23 protein-coding genes and 1 riboswitch are annotated in these 22,304 nt (G+C 41.5%); of the genes, 19 read left to right on the top strand and 4 right to left on the bottom strand.

All coding sequences use genetic code 11. From position 1 onward, the window contains the following. Positions 1-55: 55 nt before the first annotated feature. Both BW961_RS21000 and BW961_RS20995 read left to right on the top strand, forming a co-directional pair. The gene (locus BW961_RS21000; RefSeq protein WP_068591910.1) at positions 56-784 is read left to right on the top strand and encodes a hypothetical protein; all 729 of its coding nucleotides are present in this window, start codon (positions 56-58) and stop codon (positions 782-784) included. 72 nt (positions 785-856) lie between these two features. Further along, complete coding sequence (locus BW961_RS20995; protein ID WP_068591908.1) at positions 857-1,696, top strand: M15 family metallopeptidase; 840 nt, start codon at positions 857-859, stop codon at positions 1,694-1,696. A gap of 103 nt (positions 1,697-1,799) precedes the next feature. Here BW961_RS20995 and BW961_RS20990 read toward each other — a convergent pair whose 3' ends face one another. After that, the gene (locus BW961_RS20990) at positions 1,800-2,522 is read right to left on the bottom strand and encodes a GTP pyrophosphokinase (protein ID WP_244556012.1); all 723 of its coding nucleotides are present in this window, start codon (positions 2,520-2,522) and stop codon (positions 1,800-1,802) included. 206 nt (positions 2,523-2,728) lie between these two features. Then, positions 2,729-4,813 (bottom strand): ATP-dependent helicase, encoded by a 2,085-nt coding sequence (locus BW961_RS20985; protein WP_068591906.1) that lies wholly within the window; start codon positions 4,811-4,813, stop codon positions 2,729-2,731. Positions 4,814-5,075: 262 nt separating this feature from the next. Between BW961_RS20985 and BW961_RS20980 the strand changes: the two genes are divergently transcribed. The 5 genes from BW961_RS20980 (at position 5,076) to BW961_RS20960 (ending at position 9,386) form a co-directional block, all read left to right on the top strand. Continuing rightward, the gene (locus BW961_RS20980) at positions 5,076-5,795 is read left to right on the top strand and encodes a zinc ribbon domain-containing protein (protein ID WP_068591905.1); all 720 of its coding nucleotides are present in this window, start codon (positions 5,076-5,078) and stop codon (positions 5,793-5,795) included. A gap of 79 nt (positions 5,796-5,874) precedes the next feature. Next, positions 5,875-6,753 (top strand): TrmB family transcriptional regulator, encoded by an 879-nt coding sequence (locus BW961_RS20975; RefSeq protein WP_068591903.1) that lies wholly within the window; start codon positions 5,875-5,877, stop codon positions 6,751-6,753. Positions 6,754-6,786: 33 nt separating this feature from the next. Continuing rightward, entirely contained in the window at positions 6,787-7,074 is a 288-nt protein-coding gene (locus tag BW961_RS20970; protein WP_068591901.1) for a hypothetical protein, read from the top strand. A gap of 77 nt (positions 7,075-7,151) precedes the next feature. After that, positions 7,152-7,251: riboswitch (purine riboswitch) on the top strand. Positions 7,252-7,425: 174 nt separating this feature from the next. Continuing rightward, a complete protein-coding gene (locus BW961_RS20965; RefSeq protein ID WP_068591899.1) occupies positions 7,426-8,019 on the top strand; it encodes a xanthine phosphoribosyltransferase in 594 nt (197 codons plus the stop codon). 38 nt (positions 8,020-8,057) lie between these two features. Further along, entirely contained in the window at positions 8,058-9,386 is a 1,329-nt protein-coding gene (locus BW961_RS20960; protein ID WP_068591897.1) for a nucleobase:cation symporter-2 family protein, read from the top strand. 150 nt (positions 9,387-9,536) lie between these two features. Here BW961_RS20960 and BW961_RS20955 read toward each other — a convergent pair whose 3' ends face one another. Together BW961_RS20955 and BW961_RS20950 are read right to left on the bottom strand one after the other, a co-directional pair. Next, positions 9,537-10,442, bottom strand: coding sequence for a diacylglycerol/lipid kinase family protein (locus tag BW961_RS20955; RefSeq protein WP_068591895.1), 906 nt, complete (start codon positions 10,440-10,442; stop codon positions 9,537-9,539). A 76-nt stretch (positions 10,443-10,518) separates the two neighbouring features. Next, positions 10,519-10,857, bottom strand: coding sequence for a DUF4870 domain-containing protein (locus tag BW961_RS20950; protein WP_068591894.1), 339 nt, complete (start codon positions 10,855-10,857; stop codon positions 10,519-10,521). A 438-nt stretch (positions 10,858-11,295) separates the two neighbouring features. Here BW961_RS20950 and BW961_RS20945 point away from each other — a divergent pair, with 438 nt between their 5' ends. The 12 genes from BW961_RS20945 (at position 11,296) to BW961_RS20890 (ending at position 22,148) form a co-directional block, all read left to right on the top strand. After that, the gene (locus tag BW961_RS20945; protein WP_068529070.1) at positions 11,296-11,484 is read left to right on the top strand and encodes a hypothetical protein; all 189 of its coding nucleotides are present in this window, start codon (positions 11,296-11,298) and stop codon (positions 11,482-11,484) included. A 442-nt stretch (positions 11,485-11,926) separates the two neighbouring features. Beyond that, positions 11,927-12,970 carry a cytochrome c oxidase subunit II gene (coxB, locus tag BW961_RS20940; RefSeq protein ID WP_068591892.1) on the top strand — a complete coding sequence of 348 codons (1,044 nt, stop codon included), beginning with the start codon at positions 11,927-11,929 and terminating at the stop codon, positions 12,968-12,970. A 70-nt stretch (positions 12,971-13,040) separates the two neighbouring features. Next, entirely contained in the window at positions 13,041-14,885 is a 1,845-nt protein-coding gene (gene ctaD, locus BW961_RS20935) for a cytochrome c oxidase subunit I (RefSeq protein ID WP_394327657.1), read from the top strand. A 2-nt stretch (positions 14,886-14,887) separates the two neighbouring features. Then, positions 14,888-15,514: a cytochrome (ubi)quinol oxidase subunit III gene (locus tag BW961_RS20930; RefSeq protein WP_068591889.1), complete on the top strand. Its 627-nt coding sequence runs from the start codon at positions 14,888-14,890 to the stop codon at positions 15,512-15,514. Positions 15,515-15,517: 3 nt separating this feature from the next. Next, positions 15,518-15,838 (top strand): cytochrome C oxidase subunit IV family protein, encoded by a 321-nt coding sequence (locus tag BW961_RS20925; protein WP_068591887.1) that lies wholly within the window; start codon positions 15,518-15,520, stop codon positions 15,836-15,838. Positions 15,839-16,044: 206 nt separating this feature from the next. Beyond that, positions 16,045-16,956 (top strand): cytochrome c oxidase assembly factor CtaG, encoded by a 912-nt coding sequence (gene ctaG, locus BW961_RS20920; RefSeq protein ID WP_068591885.1) that lies wholly within the window; start codon positions 16,045-16,047, stop codon positions 16,954-16,956. A 225-nt stretch (positions 16,957-17,181) separates the two neighbouring features. Next, complete coding sequence (locus tag BW961_RS20915) at positions 17,182-17,646, top strand: DUF420 domain-containing protein (RefSeq protein ID WP_068591883.1); 465 nt, start codon at positions 17,182-17,184, stop codon at positions 17,644-17,646. A gap of 225 nt (positions 17,647-17,871) precedes the next feature. Then, positions 17,872-18,594 carry a hypothetical protein gene (locus BW961_RS20910; RefSeq protein WP_139331707.1) on the top strand — a complete coding sequence of 241 codons (723 nt, stop codon included), beginning with the start codon at positions 17,872-17,874 and terminating at the stop codon, positions 18,592-18,594. 36 nt (positions 18,595-18,630) lie between these two features. Then, positions 18,631-19,035 carry a GntR family transcriptional regulator gene (locus tag BW961_RS20905; protein ID WP_068591879.1) on the top strand — a complete coding sequence of 135 codons (405 nt, stop codon included), beginning with the start codon at positions 18,631-18,633 and terminating at the stop codon, positions 19,033-19,035. 5 nt (positions 19,036-19,040) lie between these two features. After that, positions 19,041-19,955, top strand: a complete 915-nt coding sequence (locus BW961_RS20900; protein ID WP_068591876.1) for an ABC transporter ATP-binding protein — start codon at positions 19,041-19,043, stop codon at positions 19,953-19,955. 2 nt (positions 19,956-19,957) lie between these two features. After that, positions 19,958-20,863, top strand: coding sequence for an ABC transporter ATP-binding protein (locus BW961_RS20895; RefSeq protein WP_068591875.1), 906 nt, complete (start codon positions 19,958-19,960; stop codon positions 20,861-20,863). Further along, positions 20,856-22,148, top strand: coding sequence for an ABC transporter permease (locus BW961_RS20890; RefSeq protein ID WP_068591873.1), 1,293 nt, complete (start codon positions 20,856-20,858; stop codon positions 22,146-22,148). The genes BW961_RS20895 and BW961_RS20890 overlap by 8 nt, the downstream gene beginning before the upstream one ends. Positions 22,149-22,304: the final 156 nt, after the last annotated feature.

Genomic DNA, 22,304 nt, shown 5'->3' with positions numbered 1-22,304 from the left:
TCTAATGACGTGTAAGAGTTGCTCTAACATGTGATGAAGCTTAGGAGGGATACATTTGACAGAGATGGCAGAGGTCATACTGGATGTCCGTCCAGGATTGTTGATAGGGACGGTTAACAGATCCCTAGATGAATTATCGGGAATGAAGAAACATGAAGTGAACATACCTGTAGAGGTATGTTCACCACTCATTCAACAAGAGATTCTTATAGAATTACAGAATGCTGCTCATGATCTGTACCTTCTTTTGAAGGGGGAGACTCCGATGTGGCTTGTTGATTTGTTGCCTTCATCTACGGATATCATGATGATGAACGAAGCGACATGTCATTGTGGGAATCCTAACTGTGAAGAGATGATAACGGTGCGTAAATATGCAGAGCAACAGTTGTCTGCTGATCCAGTAATGAGATTAACGCTTATGGGGTTGCCTCGCAAAGAGTTATTGTCTGGGGTATTTGGTGTATGGTCGGCTGCGATCATTCCAAAAGCAAAGGAATTTGCCGGAGTGGAGGCATCTTTGATAGAGGAAAAGGGGAAAAGCGGTCCCTCCCCAGGCGAATGGCTAGCGGAGGCTGCAGAGCAAGGGCGTCTTCACGAGCCAGGTCCACTCTTTCGGGAAGTCACGCTCAAGCTTACGCCACCTGAAGATGGAGAGAATCAACTCGATGATTGGACTCCGCTGTTAAAAGGATCGCTAGGCGTTCAAAAGGCACTGAAAATGATTATGAAAAAGACATCAGATATATCTGAGAAACGTCGCCGTCAATTTATTGGGGAGTAATGGTCGGTGCGATTTCAGTTCCTGTGATGTATGATATAAGTATATAAGAACTCACATAAAGGAGAATCATCAATGAAATCACAGACATGGGAGAAGAGACATTGGCTGCGCGTTCTTGGCCCAGTGCTTATAGTGTCGGGAATGCTTGTTGGTTGTGACTCCGATACAGGGTCTGCTCAACAAGAAGGACAAGCATTACAGGGTCCAGCCGGTCAAGGGGATCAGTTGGAAGTTGTTGAGGGACAAGCTACCGATCCCGTTATGGCGATGCGAAGTGAGAATTCACTCCAAGCAACCATTCAAGAGCAAGACGGACGATCTGTCGTAACGAATCCTGAAGCAGTAACGGTTATTGTGAACAAACAGCGTAGTCTTCCTGATGGCTACGAGCCTAAAGATCTTGTAGAACCCAATGTTAAGTTTTCTTTCGATGGAGCGAATGAGAAACGCTTTATGCGTAAAGAAGCTGCTGAGGCTTTAGAGAAGTTATTTGCTAGAGCAGAGTCAGAAGACATCGAGTTACGTGCTGTATCTGGATACCGTTCTTATGCTCGACAAAAGGTGATTTTCGCGAATAATGTTCGTACTAAGGGAGAGAAGGAAGCTTCTCGTGTTAGTTCCGTACCAGGAAATAGCGAACATCAAACGGGTCTATCGATAGATGTATCCAGTCCGAGTGTTGATAATACACTAGAGCAATCCTTTGGAGAAACAACGGAGGGTAAGTGGTTAGCGGAACATGCACCAGAGTATGGATTCGTTATTCGTTATCCTGAAGGTGCTGAGGATAAGACCGGGTATATATATGAACCGTGGCATATTCGATACGTAGGAACTGACGTAGCACCAGACCTTGCCAATAGTAAATTAACGGTGGAAGAATATTTCGATAATGCATTTATTAAGCTATAAGCACGTGAGATAGCTATTGTATATACGTTAAAAAGAAGGCTGCATTCCTAATCTTAGGATGCAGCCTTCTTTTTATATGAATAGTTAATATCCAAGGGTCTGTTTATTGGGATAATAGCGTTGACTCTGAATTTGCTGTATCAGATAGAATCTCTTTCTGAATTCTAAGCATCTTCTGATCAAGGGCATAAGCGGCTTCAGAAGCCTCTTTCAACTCGATGTGTACATGAGCAGGTACCTGCTTTTCATACTTATAGAATAATATATGCTCCATACTCGCCCAGAAATCCATGGCTAAGGTGCGCATCTGAATCTCGACCTTCATCCACCTTGTTCCTTCTAATAGGATGAGAGGGACAGCTAGGATGATGTGAAGACTTTGATAGCCGTTTGGCTTGGGATCTTTGATATAATCCTTTACCTCTAGTACCTGAATGTCGCTACGCTGTTTGAAGTGCTCCAATAAGAGATAAATATCTTTGACGAAGGCACATACAATGCGCATGCCGGCAATGTCATGGATGAGGTTCAGCATATTATCAACGGTAAGGTCACAGCCCTTACGTTTCATTTTGTCCAAGATACTCTTAGGTTCTTTGATTCTTACTTTAGTATGTTCAATAGGACTGTAACCATTGAGTTGTTTCAGTTCTGTCTTGATGACTTTAATCTTATTCTGTAACTCTTCTAGCGCAAGTTGATATAACAGTGGAACATTATTCCACTCATTGAGTTGGAGTAAAAGTTCGTCGGCTAATTCCCTTGTTCCTATATCCTGTGGATGAATTGGGTTTATCATAAGTTGACTACCTTTATGTTCTTTCAATGGGTGATCTCCTATACTTCGTAATATGGTGATGATTCTATTTTACCTGAACAAGAGGGCGATTAGCAAAAATATCCACGAAAGCTCTGATTAGAAATGATGTTAAATTGGAGTTATTAGAGGTTATGATAATGAAGCACTAAAAAAGAGGATAAACTGCCCATAATGGGGGAGTTTATCCTCTTTTTTTAGTTCTACTAAGTTGCCTATTTGGTATTCAGAATACCAAATGCTTCTTTGAGGAACCGTGATGGTTCTGCAGCTTTGCCATGGTGCTGAAGGGGTGAAGTAATATAAAGACGTTCCTTCGCCCGAGTTACGGCTACATACGCTAGACGTCGTTCTTCCTCAAGCGCTGCTTTAGCTAGGCTAGATTCAAGCTTATGTGGATTGGTTACTTTCATTTCTTGAGTAACTTGATCCTTCAATGCGGTGCTGTGCGGGAGAATTCCTTCACTTGCCCCAATCCAATATACATGTCGGAATTCCATTCCTTTGGCACGATGAATCGTTAATAGTTGTACAGCATCACCGGCATCTCCATCACGCATGGCTTCCATTTGCTGATGACGTAGTGTTAATTCATCTGCATGAGCTATGAATTGCTCAACTGTACCAAACTGTGCAGCGGCGCTCTCAAGTTCATCCAGACTATCAATCATGGTTTCTTTATATTGCGTATGAAGTAGGGGGTCCCCGGCTTCCAAATATTTATCATAAAAGAGTCTTCGCATTTCTTGAATCGCGTAGACAGGTTTCAATGTCGTAAGCTTCTTAATCAATCGAATTCTTTCTTTGACGGCGTCTTGCTGGAATGGTTTAAGACGATCCCAACGCGTTAGATGAATAAGTGGATACTTCTTCGGTTGTCTCTTCTCTTGTTCATCGAGATAGCTCATACCATCTTCACGTGGGATATAAAGTGGCCCGAGCGTACTTTGAAAGGCCTCTTTACAACGCGGATTCATAGATAGTCTGAGGTGGTCCATGAGCGTCTTTATTAAGGTCTGATCATAGAATACGGTGTTATTCCCATATTGGACAAAAGGAATTCCCCGAAGCAATAGCTGCTCCAACATGGCGCGGCTACTACCAGCAGTACGGTGAAGAATTGCGATTTCTGAGTACGTGACCTTCTCAAGCCGTACTTGTTCCTCTAAATGATCCGCCACGAAAGCAGCCTCTTCCTCGACATTAGCGGGAGAAGCATAGTGAGGTGGTAATCCAACAGATCCTGCAGCTACGAGTTGCTTAGGACGTCGAAATTCGTTATGAGCAATAAGTGATGTACCTAAACCTAGAATACGACTATCACTTCGATAGTTGATCGGAAGGGCAATAATGGTGGCATCAGGGTATACTTTATCGAAATCGAGAATAGATTCTTGACGTGCACCATTAAAAGAGTAAATGGTCTGATCATCATCCCCTACAACCATCAGATTGCGGTGTCCCGCGGATAATTTCTGTACCATGTCGTATTGGACGGAATTCGTATCTTGGAATTCATCGACCATCATATAAGTGAATCGCGATTGGAGCTTTGTTAACTGCTGAGGGTCATTTAATAACGCAGACGTATGCAACAAGATATCGTCGAAGTCCCATTGATTTCGACCCTGTTTCCACTCTTCATATGCGAGTAGAATATTCTTAATCTTCTTTTCCTCCTCTGTGTTAGAGGGGAGGTCGACTGGCCACTCGCCACTCATTTTCCAAGAAGATAATGCGGCGAGGAGCGTCTCTGGTTGATACGTTTCTCCTGCTTTTAGACGACGTAACAGTATTTTCATTATCGTATGTCTAGTTGTAAAGTCGCTGAGAATTTGCTCGTGATGTCCAGACTGACGTAACAAGGCAAGCCCGAAAGAATGGAATGTTCGGGCTTGGACAGCACGTACTGCACTAGCTTTAATACTAGGAATACGAGCAATTCGTTCTTTGATCTCTGATGCTGCTTTACTTGTGAAAGTCACCAATAGGATTTGGGAAGCAGGAACTCCCCGTACAGCAATTAAATAACCAGTCCGTGCAGCTAAGACAGTAGTCTTCCCGCAACCAGCTCCTGCAAGAGTGAGTAACGGGCCTTGACCGTGGCGCACAGCTTCAATCTGTGGACCATTTAGATGAATGCCTTCTTTCTCGAGGGCACGGAAGTAGAACGAATCATCGATAGATGAATGAACAAGGTCTTTGCTTGTCGTTGTTGGAGCATATGCAGACTGTGGTAATGGTGTGGATAAGGGCACACCGGCCGGATGTGATTGATATCTAGTGGTTGGTTGTTGCAATTTCGGCCTTCCTTTCGATAACTGTGAGAGATTTCCCTTTTCACAATCCCTATATAAATTTGGTATGATAGAGTTAGCTTTAAATTCCGTCAAAAAATAGAACCAGTAATATTATTATAACGCTAATGACAAGGGTGAAGACAGGCATTCCTTTTTCTAACAGTAATAAGCATAATCCCTGCTCTACATCATAGGGCTATTATAGGCAATAAACGATGGGAAAATGAATGTAATTTAACAGAGTAGAGGAGAAAATATATCTATGGATATTATGAAACGTATCAAGAATAGCGCTAATCGTGCAACAGGTAAGGCTCAGAGTATAGTGGAAGTGAACAAAATAAAAGGTCAGATTATTGAGATTGAGGATAAGATGGATGACCATTTCTTAAGCATGGGGAAAGTATTCTATGAAGGTTATCAAGCTGAGGACATGCGAGTTGCAGAGACAGAGATGGTGAAGTTGTCGAGAGCTTGTGATAACCTGAGGGGAGAAATTGACGACCTTCGCGAGCGTATTGCAGAGTTGAAGAATGAAAGATTATGTAAATGTGGTCATGTTGTGGCATTAGATGTTAACTTTTGCCCCCATTGTGGCACAAAATTGTCGGAAAATGAGTCGAAACATAGGAAGGGAAAGAGTACTTATACAGAGAAGAACTCAATACCGCCTGAAGATTTGAAAATATTAGATCCTGCCTACCCTGATTATGATGAAAAAGAGGAACCTGTGGAGAGTGTTGACGATCAGCCTCATGATGCTGAAAGAGAGCGCAGACAAGCTGAAGAATTAGAGCGCGAGCGCGAGAGACAACTAGAGCTTGACCGTCGAATTCGTCATTGGAACAACGATAAGAATGTCGAAACGGTTGTGGAAGACGAAACAGTAGCAACAGTGGGAACCTTCAGTTGTCAGATCTGTGCAGTAGACCTACAATTAGGATCAAAGTGGTGCCCGCGGTGTGGTGCAGAACAGATTTAACTTTAGTTCAATAGATATAATAATTTAACAAATGGTTTCGAAAATGGAACACGTTCATGCAGCTTGGGAGGACATGAGAATGGAACAGTTGTTACAGCATCTTCGAAATCTAGGATTTACGGAGATGGAAGCCAAAGTGATGGTTGAATTGGCTGGAAGGGGTCCTTCATCTGGGTATGAGGTGGCCAAAAGATTAGGTGTTTCTCGCTCCAATGTGTATACTACGTTACAACGTCTATCCCAACAGGGCTTTCTACATAGTAGTCAGGGGGAACCTGTTCGGTACAGCATGCTTAAGATAGAAGAGTTAACGCATATGATCTCCGGTCAAATGCGTGAATCGCTGTCATTTGTTGAGAGTCAAATGCCAAGAAATGTAACAGACCAGCCTCTTTTTTATTCTGTTGAAGGAGACGAGAAGATCCTAGCGGCACTGACTCACGAACTAGAGCGTGCAGAGCGCGAAATTGTCATTGATGTGTGTCATGAGGAAGCCGCTCTTTTACGTAGTGAATTAGAACGAGCTGAGAGCAGGGGTGTGAAGTTACTCTGGTCTACGGATGGCGGAGAAACTTCTTTGAGTCGGCATATGTTGTGGCCCGGGTGGGATTCATCCTCCACGGAGCCTTCAGAGAGTACAGGACGTAAGTTCTCATTCGTTATTGATCGTACATGGTGCATGCTTGGCACGCGTGGAGAGAACTGCTCTTCGGTGGCTATGGTAACCGTTCATCCGGTCATGACGGAGTTACTGCTTAGTCATTTCACACAGGAGATGGTCTTATATGAAGTGGAGAATGACATAGGTCATGAACTAACAGAACGTTATGGTTCACATTATGAACTAATTTATAACAAGTATGTCGGAATGGATTCAACCACGGAGAATAATGATAAGAGTAGTAATGACAAAGATAGTGTAGTACAAGATACAGTAGAAGCTGAGGCCATTGAATAAATAATGACTAGAAGGTCAAGGAGGAATAATCACATGAAGGAATGTCTCGTTCATTTTCAAGTGAAACATAAAGCAGAATTAAAGCATCTACGGGGGTTAATTTTTCTTAATGAGAATCAACAACCAGGCAATGAACAACTTATAGAAATGTTTAAAGATATGGATTATGTAGTCGTACTATCTGATCCCAATTCATTAGTGTTTAAGCCCGTTGACCCTTCAGCTGATTATGAGTCCATTAGAATTACTGAGTTGGATATGGGTGAAGAGAAGTACACGGAAGATAGAGACCTCAAGACCATTCTCAGCAATTTCTTATAGGAATTTTTTCAAAATAAACAGTAAAACAGTAAGCATTTTCCTCTTTATTTTATACTATGTTATGCGTTATACTTTCGAAGTTACATTTATATGATTCTCGTATAGGTGCAGGAATAGGCCTGCATGTCTCTACCCGATCACCGAAATGATTGGACTACGGGTTAATAATATTGTCCGTTCCATCATTGTGATCAGTTTATTTGACTGTGAAGCACAGATTGGTATGTATATTTGTTAATCTAAAGTCCTCGATTCTCTGCTGAAAACTAGCAGTGGTGAAGGGGCTTTTCTTTTTTTTTGTGTGATGATAAGGATATCTAAGAAGAATAATAATTTAAGGGGGATACTAGGATGCAATTATTGAGAAACAAAGTCATAGCCGAAGGCATCGTCCTGAGTAATAAGGTATTAAAAGTGGACTCCTTCTTGAATCACCAGATGGATCCGGTATTGATGAAAGAAGTGGGCAAGGAGTTCACAAGTCGGTTTAAAGATGAGGCGATTACAAGGGTTCTAACGATAGAATCTTCGGGTATCGCACCAGGGATTATGACGGCACTTGAGCTAAATGTTCCCCTAATCTTTGCACGTAAGCAGAAGTCATTAACACTTAAGCATGACATTTACGTAGAGAAAGTGTACTCCTTCACGAAGCAAGAGACGAATGAAATTACAGTAGCAAAGAAATTCATAGATCCTAATGATCGTGTGTTAATCATTGATGATTTCTTAGCGAATGGGGAAGCAGCATTTGGACTAGCTCGGATCGTAGAGCAGGCAGGTGCGAAGGTTGTAGGAATCGGTATCGTGATTGAGAAATCATTCCAACCTGGACGTCAGTTACTATTAGATGCGGGATATCGTGTAGAATCTCTTGTGCGTGTTGCGGCGTTAGATAATGAGACCGTGACTTTCGTAGAAGAGGAAGATATAAAGGAAGCTTAAACATATAGGCAATCACATCTAGGGGGAAGTACAGACAGATGCAACAGCATGAACAAGGACACGAGCCTATTTTTCGAAAAAATAGAAATCCACTTCAAACATTCTCACTAGGTCTCCAACATGTGCTTGCCATGTATGCAGGTGCAGTCATTGTTCCTCTAATAGTGGCAGGACAACTGGGACTTTCTTCAGAACAATTAACATATCTCATTTGTATAGATTTGCTTGCTTGTGGTGTGGCGACATTGTTACAGGTATGGGGGAATCGATACTTCGGGATTGGACTTCCAGTGATGTTAGGCTGTGCCTTTCAGGCGGTATCTCCAATGATCGCTATCGGACTTCAGTATGGTGTATCTGCTATATATGGAGCCATTATTGCTTCAGGTATCTTTGTGCTCTTATTCTCTGGTTTATTTGGGAAGTTGATTGCTATATTCCCGCCTGTTGTAACCGGTTCTGTCGTAACCATCATTGGTGTGACGCTTATTCCAGTAGCATTAACGGACCTTGGAGGAGGGCAGGGGGCAGCTGACTTTGGAAGTCCCTTGAACCTGTCTCTCGGATTTGGTGTGCTGTTGTTTATTATTCTAATGAACCGTTTCACAAAGGGATTTATACGATCTATATCTGTTCTAATTGGTTTAGTCGTAGGGACGTTAGCGGCAGCCATGTTCGGTCATGTTGATTTGACGCCGCTTAGAGAAGCAAGTTGGTTCCATGGTATACAGCCATTTTACTTTGGTACACCAACCTTTCATCCATCGGCCATATTGACGATGATTCTGGTTGCTATCGTGAGTATTGCTGAATCTACAGGTGTCTTTATGGCACTTAGTAAAATTGTTGATAAAGATCTGACTTCTAAGGATCTGACTCGTGGTTACCGCGCTGAAGGTTTAGCTATTATACTCGGAGGATTGTTTAATTCATTCCCTTATACGACGTATTCTCAAAATGTAGGGCTTGTACAAATGAGTCGTGTCAAGACACGTGACGTCATCGTTGTGGCGGGTGGAATTCTGGTTGTTATCGGGTTTGTTCCTAAGATTGCGGCCCTTACACAGTTAGTTCCTCCGTCTGTATTGGGTGGCGCAATGGTCGCGTTATTTGGACTCGTTGTATCGTCTGGTATTCGTATGCTTGGGGATCAAGTGGATCTGAATCGATATGAGAATCTATTCATCATCGCATGTTCTGTGGGTATGGGACTGGGTGTTACAGTAGTGCCAGACCTATTTGCGCAATTACCAAGTTGGGCTCGTATTCTCGTGGATAATGGTATCGTTGCAGGTAGTGTAACAGCCATTGCGATGAATCTCATTTTTAATGGATTAAAAGGTGCTGAAGCGGGCAAAACCGCATAAGTAAATGAATAGGGGGCTTATCCTAGAAGGTCTAATTGGACTTACTGAGATAAGCCTCTTTTTGTGTTAGAAAAAAAGGACCACCCCTGAAGAAACAATCTTCTCATGGATGGTCATTCAAATTATGTAGATACTAATTTCATTCATGATTCACTTCGGTTGTGGGAGCATCAACTGTAAGGCGTTAGGGCATAGTATAGAATCGTAAGAAAGATGAGGTATATTCTCGCCATCGCCAAGGGCTAGCCTTGGATGCTCGTTATTGATGGAAATAACTCGACCACGTAACATGGTGACAAATGGAAGGGTGACATGATTTCCCGTAAGTACTCTGGGGAACAGACGTAATAGCTGTAAGCGAGTACAACCATGAACGACGCAGATGTCTAGTTGACCATCACTCGGAAGGGCTTGTGGTGCGATCTTGAACCCGCCACCATAAGAGGGTACATTCGAGATAGCCGTCATCCAGGTGGATTCATAGGTAGTCGTATCGTTATCACAGGTAACGCTGGCTCTTCCTGGTCTGAACGTAAGTAAGGTATGTAGAATTCCAATAATATAAGCGACTTTGCCAGCTCTAAGTGTATTACACCATTTCTTATAGCTGCTACGGTTAACGTTCTCAGCAACCTGAGCATCGAAGCCAATAGCAAGTGCTGTTAGAGTTAGCGTACCTGAAGTTGAAATGAGATCGATAGCCTGAGATTGTCCTGTAAGTAAGACATTTAAGGCACCAACCGTGTCGAAGGGAATGCCGAAGCTGCGAGCTGTGTCATTACCAGAACCGGCCGGAATAACCGCTAATGGGATACCAGTTTCTTGTAGAATAGGCAGGATACTATGGATGGTGCCATCACCACCAATAATGGCAACAGTTTGCCAAGGTTGTGGTTGCTGTAACGTTTCTGTGAGTAAGCGAACGGCTTGATCGGAATTTTCTGTGAAAATATAACGGTACGGAATCTGACGTGACTGAAGTATGGAACGTACTTTGAGCCAAGTGCGGAACCCGTTTCCATTGCCGGACTTTTTATTTATAACGAATAGATACATCTCTTCTCCTCCAAGTAATGGATATATCTATTTTAAGAAGAAAAGATGCAAAAGAAAACTGTAAAATATGGGAATTCTATAGATGACGTAACTGACTTTCAGCAATGTCACCTATCAAGGGAATTCTAAACCATCGTCCTTGAAAGGCATTTACCACTAATACCACCCACATGACTAGGGTAAGGATGGATAACAATGATGCGATCAGTGGCCCAATAAGCGGAATGAAGCCAAAGATAACATGTATGATCATCATCCCACAAAAGAATATAACGGATTGTAATGCATGAAACATAACAAATTGACTACGTCGTTCCACAGCTAAGAAGACGATTCCTCCAACAAAAGAAAATAAGTAACATAACGCAGCGGCAATATGTTCAGGTAAACCAGAAGAAGATTTGAATGGGGACATGAGTAGACCACGCTCCTTATTAGCTAAACCAAGTATCCCTATTACCCTATGTATAGGCTAGACAAGTTATGAGGAAGTTTTTTACCGCAGAAGTTAATAATCATTAGTCAGCAGATGACAGAGTTGAAATTGCATCACATAGCATAACATGTTAAATAAGAGGACTATTGAGTGTTCTGCGATAGGGTATAACAATCCGTCAAGCTCAATAAAAGAAAAAAGGAATCATTTCACCCAAGATATTGGGAAGTATGATATAATGTGGATGAGTGATTCAGCTACACTGGTTCTGGGTAATTATATTGTTAGATGCCTGGCGGTGACGAAGAGCTTTCTATCCAACTCATAATGCTTGTTACTTCACGATGTTTTAAGGAAGATCTTTTCGGCATTCTCTAAACCCTAGCTTTTCATTCAGCGTTTTGGGAGGGAACAATTATGGCAACGAAAGGTCATAACGAAGTCAAGGAAAGTCTGCGGGAAATGACACGAATTTTCCGGCCTAAGGATCCTAAGAAGTTTGTAAAGGATTACGTCCGGAAATATCATATTATGGGAGGATATGAAGAGGAATTGACCTCTGTGGTTGAACATGAACTGGGACGTATGAATTCATCCGTTTCATAATACAATGAATTGAACATAATGGAAGACCTCTATAGACTGTTTTCTACGGTTATGAACCGTGGAATACGGTTTTTTTGTGCCTAAATTAATTGGATATTACTAGGATATTAGCACAATATAATATTATTAAAAGACACAATTTAGTCAAATATACAGAGAATAGGTTTTCGGTAGGGTGCAATTACTAGAGACACTACTTAATGTTTAAGCTATTTTCGATGTTTGAAATCGATTACAAATGCCTACACCATGCTGTTTTTTTGATATTTGAACATTTTGTGAACTAAGCGCCAATCATTGACAAAGTACTACCTTAAACTTATATTAAAATAGGTGATTATTTTAATTGACATGTTAATATTTTGGGTAAAATGAAGGCTTTTTTAAGTGATAATGTTTTGAAAGATATGTAAAATTGCATCAGAAGTGGGGTAGATAATTAATGAGACGATGGCAGGTTATGAAACGACTTCTTCCAATGCTAGCAATTTTTTCTTTGCTCTTGGCAGGATGTGGCCGCGAAGATTTGTCGGTATTAAGACCACAAGGGCCTGTGGCACAAGGTCAGTATGATTTAATTAAGCTTTCAATCTCGATTATGTTAGTTGTGTTACTGATTGTGTTTGCAATTTCAGCGTATGTAATCATTAAGTTCAGAAGAAAACCTGAACATAATAGCATGCCTGAACAAGTCGAAGGTAATTTCAAGTTAGAAGTGATTTGGACGGTTATTCCATTGATATTAGTTCTTGTTCTTGCTGTACCTACAGTAAAAGAGGTATTTGCATTTGGAGATGATCATGCCAATGATAAGAATGCTATCCAAGTAAAGGTTACTTCACATCAATATTGGTGGGAATTTGAATATCCTCAGTATGGCATTACTGCAGCTCAGGATTTGATCATTCCAACGAATAAGAACATTGCGTTTGAACTGAAGACTGCAGATGTAATTCACTCTTTCTGGGTACCATCACTATCCGGAAAAATGGATACAAACCCAGCTGGAACGATTAACCGTTTCAGCTTCAGTGCTCCAAAAGAAGGGGTATATCGTGGTAAATGTGCAGAATTATGCGGACCTTCCCACGGGTTCATGGAGTTCAAAGTGAAGTCCGTAAGTCCGGAATCCTTTGAGAAATGGACAGCGGCTATAAAGGCGCCGATGGTAGCTATTGAAGATAAGGCACTTGCAGAAACATTCAAGAACCAATGTCTAACTTGCCATGCTGTTGGTGATCAAGGGACCGCTGTTGGACCGAATCTTACCGGAATCGGTTCACGTGAATCGGTTGCAAGTATCTTGCTGAACTCTGAGACCAATGATGAAGGAAACCCCGTTGTGGATAACCTGAAAGAATGGCTTCATGATCCGCAAGCAGTGAAACCAGGAAATAAAATGCCTTCACCTAAGGATTTAGGACTTACCGATGCTGAAATTGATGGCATTGCAGAATACTTAGCCAATTACAAATTAGTATACTAATCAGCAAGGACTCTAAAGGGGGTACACAACCTTGGCTCACGCGCATAGTGTTAAGCGTTACAAGGGCTTAATGGATTGGTTAACGACTGTCGACCACAAAAAAATCGCTGTTCTTTATTTACTGGGTGGTGGATTGTTTTTTGCAATCGGCGGATTCGAGGCCATCTTAATTCGTCTTCAATTGATTAAACCGATGAATGACATGTTAGAAGCACAGACTTTTAATGAATTAATTACGATGCACGGTACGACGATGATCTTCCTAGGCGTTATGCCGATTGTGTTCGCACTTATGAATGCTATCATTCCTCTACAAATTGGTGCTCGTGACGTCGCATTTCCATTTCTGAATTCTTTAGGTTTCTGGACATTTTTGTTCGGAGGAATCTTATTGAATCTTAGTTGGGTTATGGGTGGCGCACCTGATGCCGGTTGGACAGCGTACACGCCGTTATCTAGTACAATGTATAGTGCCTCGCATGGGGTAGATTTCTATACCGTTGGTTTACAGATTGCGGGACTGGGTACATTAATTGGGGGTCTTAACTTCCTAGCTACAATCATAACAATGAGAGCACCAGGCATGTCCTATATGCGTATGCCGATGTTTACATGGGCTTCATTTGTTACTTCAGCGATGATTTTGTTCGCTTTCCCAGCTGTCACGGTCGGTCTAGTACTATTAACATTTGACCGAGTACTAGGTGCGAATTTCTTTAACGTCGATGGTGGGGGTAATCCGGTTCTATGGCAACATATATTCTGGATATTTGGGCACCCAGAAGTATACATACTTATCTTACCCGCGTTCGGTGTTATTTCAGAAGTTATTCCTACATTCGCACGTAAGCGGTTATTCGGATATAGTTCCATGGTATTTGCAACGATCTTGATCGCATTCTTAGGATTCATGGTATGGGCGCATCATATGTTTACAACAGGGCTTGGACCTGTCGCGAACGCCTTGTTCTCTATATCTACGATGCTAATTGCAGTTCCGACGGGTATTAAAATCTTCAACTGGCTGTTCACGATGTGGGGCGGTCAAGTGAAATTTACGGCGGCTAACCTCTTTGCAGTTGGGTTTATCCCAACATTCACCATGGGTGGAGTAACGGGTGTCATGTTGGCATCTGCTCCTGCAGACTTTCAGTTCCATGATACGTATTTCGTCGTAGCCCATTTCCACTATGTTATCGTGGGTGGTATGGTGTTCGGTTTACTATCAGGACTTCATTATTGGTGGCCGAAAATGTTCGGACGTGTGCTTAATGAAACGCTTGGCAAATGGACCTTCTGGACCTTTGCAATTGGGTTCCATATGACATTCTTCGTACAACATTTCCTTGGACTTATGGGAATGCAACGTCGTGTGTTCACATACTTGCCGAATCAAGGGTTTGACACGATGAATCTAGTCAGTACCGTAGGTGCTTTCTTGATGGGCGTGGGTATCATTTTCTTCACGATTAATATTATTAAATCATTCATGCAGCCAAGAGGTTGTGCTAATGATCCTTGGGAAGATGGACGCACATTAGAATGGACGATTCCTTCTCCTCCACCAGAATACAATTTCAAGCAAATACCACTTGTACGTGGTCTTGATGCTTATTGGAAAGAAAAAGCGGCTGGAAACACAGAAATGACTCCTGCAGAGCCTATAGGACCAATTCATATGCCTTCACCAACTATACTTCCGTTTGTAATGTCCGTTGGTATTTTTATCGCAGGTCTTGGTTTAATGTTCAGCGGAGAAGAATTCTCTAGTTCATTTATGAGCTTTATATTTAATAACTGGATTGTCTGTGGATTAGGACTTCTCATCACGTTCGGATCAATGTTGATGCGTTCTCTCTTTGATGATCATGGTTGGCACATTGAACCAGAGGAATTTCAAGAGGAGGGGGTATAAACATGGCTAATGCACACACAGAACATGGAAAAGGCCAATTGCCTCATTATCCTGAGAAGGCAACACTTGAAGGTCGTAATAAAATTCTTGCTTTCTGGCTATTTCTTGGTGGCGAGGCCGTACTCTTTGGTACTCTCTTCGCGACATTCCTTACACTTCGCAATCAGACGAATGAAGGCCCTACGGCAGCTGAACTTTTCAGTCTGCCAATAACGGCAGCTGCAACATTTATCTTGCTAGTAAGTAGTTTAACTAGTGTGTTTGCAATTCAAGCGCTGCATCGTCATAAGGTGAAAGAACTAATCATCTGGTTAATTATCACAGTTGCTTTAGGATTTGGATTTCTAGGTCTAGAAATTTACGAATTTTATGAGTACATGCATAAAGATAATTTCGGATTGACAACTAGTGCTTTCAGTTCAGCCTTCTACACATTGGTCGGATTCCACGGGGCTCACGTAGCTTTCGGTGTAATGTGGATCGGCGTTCTGATTGGACAGTTGTATAAAAAAGGATTAACGGTCGTGACGGCACCGAAGATTTACGTGTCCGCTATGTACTGGCACTTTATCGACGTAGTATGGGTATTTATCTTTACGGTCGTTTATTTGCTTGGAAAGGTGGGTTAAGTCATGACTGTAGATGAACAGAATAAGCACCAACTTGTTAATCAACGGCACCGTCATGAGGGCCCTCAGAAACATATTGTAGCGTTTATCTTCTCCATCGTGTTGACACTAATCGCTTTTGCAGCGGTAGGTGCAGGTGGCGTGAATCCAGCCTTTACCATCCTCATTTTGTTGGTGATGGCCGTCTTGCAGGTGTTTGTACAGATGGGATACTGGATGCACTTGAAGGATAAAGGACATATGATTCCGATCATATTCATGTTAGGTGGATTCTTTGTAGCAGGTACGGCTATTATTACTGCATTGTCTTGGATGTGGTGGTAAGATGAGAAGAGGTGGCTCATGCCACCTCTTCTTTTTAAAATATAAGAATGTATAAGTTTCACTTGTTATGCTATTCCTTATATTTATGAAGAGACGGATACTCGCCCCTAAAGGGACTGTGTAGCCGTTTCTTCTTGGATGGGTTATTGTCAATGAAATTGTACGTATTTTGACAAAATACGCCTTGTTATGTAGGAGGTTATTAGATGCTCGGATTAGAATACTTTAGTGTTGCGGACTTATGGAGTCCATTATTTCTGGTATTCATGTTACTCTTAACTGTGGGGTATTTGCTTGTTGTGGGTCCACTTAGTGAGAAGCTAGAAGGAGCCAAGCAAGTCTCATGGATGAAGAAAGGTATGTTTATCGCAGGTATGTTTATGCTCTATCTTGCGCAGGGCGGGCCAGTAAGTATATTAGGTCATATGATGTTCTCGTTCCATATGTTAACGATGGCGCTTTCGTATTTAGTGGCACCTCCGTTAATCATGATGGGAATTCCTGGTTGGTTATGGCGAGCGTTATTGAAGGTGAATCCATTGCGGAGTTTGAAATTTCTGGCGAAGCCGGTGGTGGCGGCCCTGTTATTCAATGGATTATTCTCTCTCTATCACATTCCAGCTATTCACGACTATGTCATGTTGCACTTTAACGTACACCGGTTGTATTATCTTGTATTGTTCGTAACAGCTATGCTAATGTGGTGGACACTTCTTAACCCATTACCTGAGAGTCAAAAAGGGTCTAGTCTTGGCAAAATGGGATATATCTTTTTAAATATGGTATTATTGACTCCAGCATGTGGATTAATTATTTTTGCTTCCCAGCCGATGTATACTACATACAGTGATCCGAATGTTTGGGCACAAGCGATGGGATATTGCATTAGTGGAGATCCTTTAGCGATGTTGGAGAAGTTCGGTGGTCCTACATTCTTTAATCTCATGTCACCGCTTGTTGATCAACAGGTCGGCGGTATTCTGATGAAGTTCATACAGGAGATTATTTTCGCTTCGATATTGGCTTACGTATTCTTTCACTGGTATAAGAAAGAGAATCGCGAAGATGATGATATGAATCCAAGTGAGCTAAAGGATAGTACATTGAATCATACGTAGGAAAACTTAGTAACGCTAAAAAAGGGTAATGCTTCCGAAGCTAGTTTTTACGAAGTATTTTCAAGAAGCGCTGCTATAAAAAAACTAAGTAGCGCTTACGAAGTGATTTTTTACGAAGTGATTACACGGAAGTAACGCTAAAAAAAGGTAATGCTTCCGAAGCTAGTTTTTTTGCGAAGTATTTTCAAGAAGCATTGCTACAAAAAAACTTTTAGGAGGATATACATGGATTTATATTTCTTGCTGCCAACGATAAGTACCTCGTTCATAGTCATAAGTGCAGTATTAGTTGCCATTGGTTGGATCCTTATTATTAAGGGTAGGAAAGAAGCACATAAGAAGGTCATGATTGCTGGAGCTATTGCAGCATTAATCTTCTTCGTTATCTACTCATCACGCACGATATTCGTGGGTAATACCGAATGGGGCGGACCGGATGATCTTGAGATTTATTATCGCGTATTCTTGATATTCCACATTACCCTGGCAACGGTTGCGGCGGTATTTGGACTTACGACACTGACACTCGGATTTAAAGCCAAGTTTGCGAAGCATCGTAAATGGGGAAGAGTGACTTCAATTATGTGGTTCTTTACGGCGATTACAGGTGTTGCTGTATACACACTGTTATACCTTCTATATCCAGGTGGTCATACGAAGCCAATGTGGGAAGCTATTTTCGGTATGTAGGAAGACAGTGTTATAAGAGATATTAGCATTCTAATGATGAGATCCGTCAGTATAACTGGGGGGTCTTTTTTTATGGAAAAAATATCAAATAACTCTTGACGTATGTTTAAGCACACATTATACTGTGTATAAAGATATATACAGTAAGCACACCGAACACACCACCATAACAGTGAGATTCCACAATGATAAAGAACAATAATCTTTAAGAGTGAGGCGATGAGCGTGAACACTGTAATAAGAGATGCTTGGGTGATTTTTAAAAAGGATATAAAAATTGATAAATACATGGTGATCATGTCTTTTATCTTTATGAGTTATATCGGTGTCTCGATGAGTATGTTTATCGGGAGTCTATATCATGATCAGAACCAATTTATTCTAATGGCAGATATCATGTTACTAATTATCATTCCGATGTTGGGCTTTTATTTCTCAAAGAAGTATTTTAAATATTTGACGGATGATTCATACACACAAATGTTAATCTATTTACGAACACTACCTATCTCACCCCAAGTCATTATGTGCTATAGATATATTCAGATGTTAATTGCATTTACGATGAATAGCGTGATTGTCTTTAGTATCATATATGGATTTAGCTCTCAGTTGAGATCGGAAATATCTATAGGGAATTACATATGCTTTGCGCTCACATGGATTGGATATGCGCTAGGTGTCACAGGGATCTATATTCATCTCGAATTCACTAATAGTGGACGGAAATATTTCTGGTTAACCATGGTGATGATGGTTATTACGGTTATTGTAGCAATCACCATTTGGTCACTAGGGGGCAATCTGCTGTTATATACAATAAAGATGAGCAATGAGTGGGGAGTATTATCGCCTGTCATGTGGGGCGCTTTAGTAGGTGGAATGATTAGTTTGGCTTTATTAGGTAAGTTAACCTTTCGAAGATTACAACATAGAGATCTTCTGTAATTAGTTACACAAGAGTTGAGAAATGAGGTGTGAAAGGTGTGGATACCGATTCAAATAGACGAGAATAGTGCGGAACCATTGTATCATCAGATCAAGACGCAACTAAGATCGCTTATCATAAATGGTCAGATCGAGGAGAATACTCTTTTGCCATCGATTAGAGAATTTGCTAGTGGATTGAATTGTAGTGTCATTACGGTTCGAAGAGTATATCAGGATTTAGAGGGGGAAGGGTTACTCCGAACGAAGCAAGGAACAGGAACTTTTGTTGCAAAAGTTGGAGACTCCAAAAGGGAAACATTCAAGCGAGAATCTGTTGAGGATGCTTTGGGCAAAGCGATTGACGCTGGGATATCCGTTCAGTGCAGTGAAGAAGAGATAAAGAGATTGTTTCTAGATATAGTAGCCCGTAAATATCATCCTAAGATTGGGAAGGAGTAATCGTTATGGAGCAGATGGTTGTGCAGATGGTAGCTGTTAAGAAGAAGCGAAGAAATAAAATAATAGGTCCCCTTAATCTGTCTATTCCACAAGGATATGTGGTTGTCCTCGTAGGAGAGAATGGGTCAGGAAAAAGCACGATGATGAATATGTTGATGCAGACCGTGATACCTGATGAAGGGGATATTACATGGTTCGGTCAGTCCTATCCTAGTGGGATTCCACCAGAAATTAAGCAACAAATTGGCTATGTATCAGAGAAGTCTAACCTTGAAGAAGACCTCATGACAGCGCAAGAAGTCGCCAAGTTTCGTTCCTATTGGTATACAGATTGGGATGATATGCTGTTACAGAAATTATTCAAGTCGTTTAATATTCCGGCTAACACGAAGTTGAACAAAATGTCCAAGGGTGAGCGAAGAAAAGTTGAAATTTCGGTCGCTTTGGCATCACGTCCTAAGTTGTTACTGTTAGATGAACCCTCATCTGGGCTTGATCCCTTTGCCTGGAAGAGAATGATTGATGAGCTTCAAGAATATATGGCACAGGGAGAATCGACAATTCTATTGTCTACCCATATTGTAGATGAGATTAGGAGACTTGCAGATTTCATCATCCTTGTTCATCAGGGGCGAATACTTGGGATGGTCGAGAAAGATAGTCTTCTGGATAATTGGAAGGAAGTATGGGTGAAAGGCGATAGTAGTATGGTAGAGGATTTACCTGGTATTGTGTCTGCGCAGCAGGAGTCCATAGGTGTGTTGCGCTTAATTACAACAGAGTGCAAGCAACTCGAGAATCTCTTACAACAATCAGGAATACAACTAATGAAGACACGTGGATTAGAGCTAGATGAAATATTAAGTCTGTGGATTCAAAGAGATGAGGCTGTCATAGCGCAGTCTGAGAGGGGAGAATAATTATGGAATCACTGAAGCTGGAAAAGGTAATCAAGCAATTTGGAGATAAGACAGCAGTAAATGAATTGTCTCTAGGAGTAGGGACAGGTGAGATCTATGGACTTCTTGGAGCAAACGGTGCTGGAAAGACGACAACTATGCGTATGGTACTAGGACTTATATATCCCGATGGAGGAAGTATACGCTACAATGGTAAACCTCATAGTGATGAACTTCGGCAAATCGTGGGCTATCTACCTGAAGAACGAGGGCTCTATCCGAAGGTTAAAGTGAGTGAGCAACTTAGTTATTTGGCTCAACTTCGAGGTATGTCTCGAAAGGATGCAGATAAGAGCATACGGTATTGGTTAGAGCGCTTCGAAGTCCCTGAATATTACGAGAAACGAATTGAAGAATTATCCAAAGGGAATCAACAAAAGATTGGGTTCATTGCTGCTGTTGTGCATAAGCCTCAGATCCTCATACTCGATGAAGCATTCAGTGGATTGGATCCTGTGAATGTGGAGTTATTAAAGGCAACGGTTAAGGAGCTACGTGATCAAGGAACCAGTATTCTATTCTCGACACATCGAATGGAACACGTTGAAGAGTTATGCCGGAACATTACGATTATGCACCGTTCTAACCCGATTGTTCAGGGAAGTCTGAAGGAAATCAAAAGTAGATATCCACGCGAACAGGTAGCTTTAGGAACGACAAGTGAAATCACTGGACTTGAGAATATTCCGTTCGTAACTAAGGTGACTATTCAGGAACAAGGTGGGTATTTGATCAATATTTCCGATGCATCCGCCGCTCAACAGATATTGCAGACAGCGATGCAGCAGAGTGTTGTTGAGAAGTTCGAGTTAAAGGAACTCACATTGAATCAAATCTTTATAAAAGAGGTAGGTGAATCTCATGAATAAATTAGGTACTGTCATTGGATTTACATTTCGCAATAAGGTGAGAACCAAAGCGTTTCTCATAACAACGCTAATATTGGCTATTATTATGTCTATTGCTATTAATATTCCTTATTTCATTCAGTTGTTTACGGGGGAAGACTTGAAGTCAGGTAGTACGAAGATAGGTCTGGTATATGGAGAGCAGGCTAAAGTGGCTGAACAGCTAGATAGTTATTGGAAGGCACAGAACAATGATGAATTTACTTTCGTGAAATATGATACATCCGATGTAGCAAGTTTAAAGAAAGATATTGAAGCCGGTACAATTGACGGATATCTACAGTTCTCAGAAGATCAGAAGACACTATTCCCGTCCGTTGTATATTCTTCTGACGAAGATGATGGTCTGAATGCGGTCGCACAGGCAGAGCTTTCAGGTGCATTACAGGCTGTTAAGATGCAGGTTATTGTACAGGACTCACTGACGCCTGAGCAAATTGCTGAACTAAAAACTCCTGTACAATTTAATGCACAAAATATAAATGCAGATGCTTCTGCTCCTAAGGCTAATGACAAAGATAAATCAACACAGATGATGGAGTTCGGAGTGGTGTATCTCCTGATTATTCTATTCTTCTTTACTTCCATGACTACAGGCAACATGATCGCTTCTGAAGTGACGACAGAGAAAAGCTCACGGATTATGGAAATCCTGATCACAAGTGTATCACCATTGACTCAAATGTTCGGGAAGATTATCGGGATGTTCTTGGTGGGCTTGACCCAAATTGCTGTATTCGTACTGGTGATCTTAGGAAATCTATTCATGCCACAGAATAAAGAAGTGCTTGCAGATTTCAATATAGATCTCTCACAGGTCAGTATAGATGTGTTAGTCTACGGGTTCACATTCTATGTCTTGGGATATTTCCTATACGCAGTATTGTTCGCAGCTGTCGGCTCTATTGTGAGCCGTACAGAAGACTTAGGTCAGGCTATCATGCCGATTACGATGTTATCGCTTGCTGCATTCTACGTGGGAAGCTTCAGTATGGGAGCACCAAATACCATGTTGATGAAAGTAGCTTCATTCATCCCATTTCTATCGCCAACGACCATGATTGTACGAATTGGTATCGGTGAAATAGAGGTATGGGAAATATGGGTATCGATCCTGCTTCTGGTGATCTCAATCTTATTCTTCGGATGGTTATCCGCGAAGATCTATCGCACAGGTGTACTTATGTACGGTAAGCGCCCAACAATTAAAGAGCTTCGTAAAGCGATGAAGGCATATAAAATTTAGTGGTTGTGAAGTAAGTGTGGGTAATACGTACTGTTGTCACACGTTGGATGAACTAATGTCATAAGAAATAAGATGAACTGTCACAACTGAAACCCTCGCAATCATGAGAAAGCCTATGACTGCGGGGGTTTTAATAAAATCAGAGGAAAGTATCTA

The organism is Paenibacillus macquariensis (genome assembly GCF_900156375.1).
Taxonomy (GTDB): Bacteria; Bacillota; Bacilli; order Paenibacillales; family Paenibacillaceae; genus Paenibacillus_AQ; species Paenibacillus_AQ macquariensis.
Note: the sequence above shows the minus strand (reverse complement) of the source record. Positions and strands in the feature narration are given on the sequence as shown.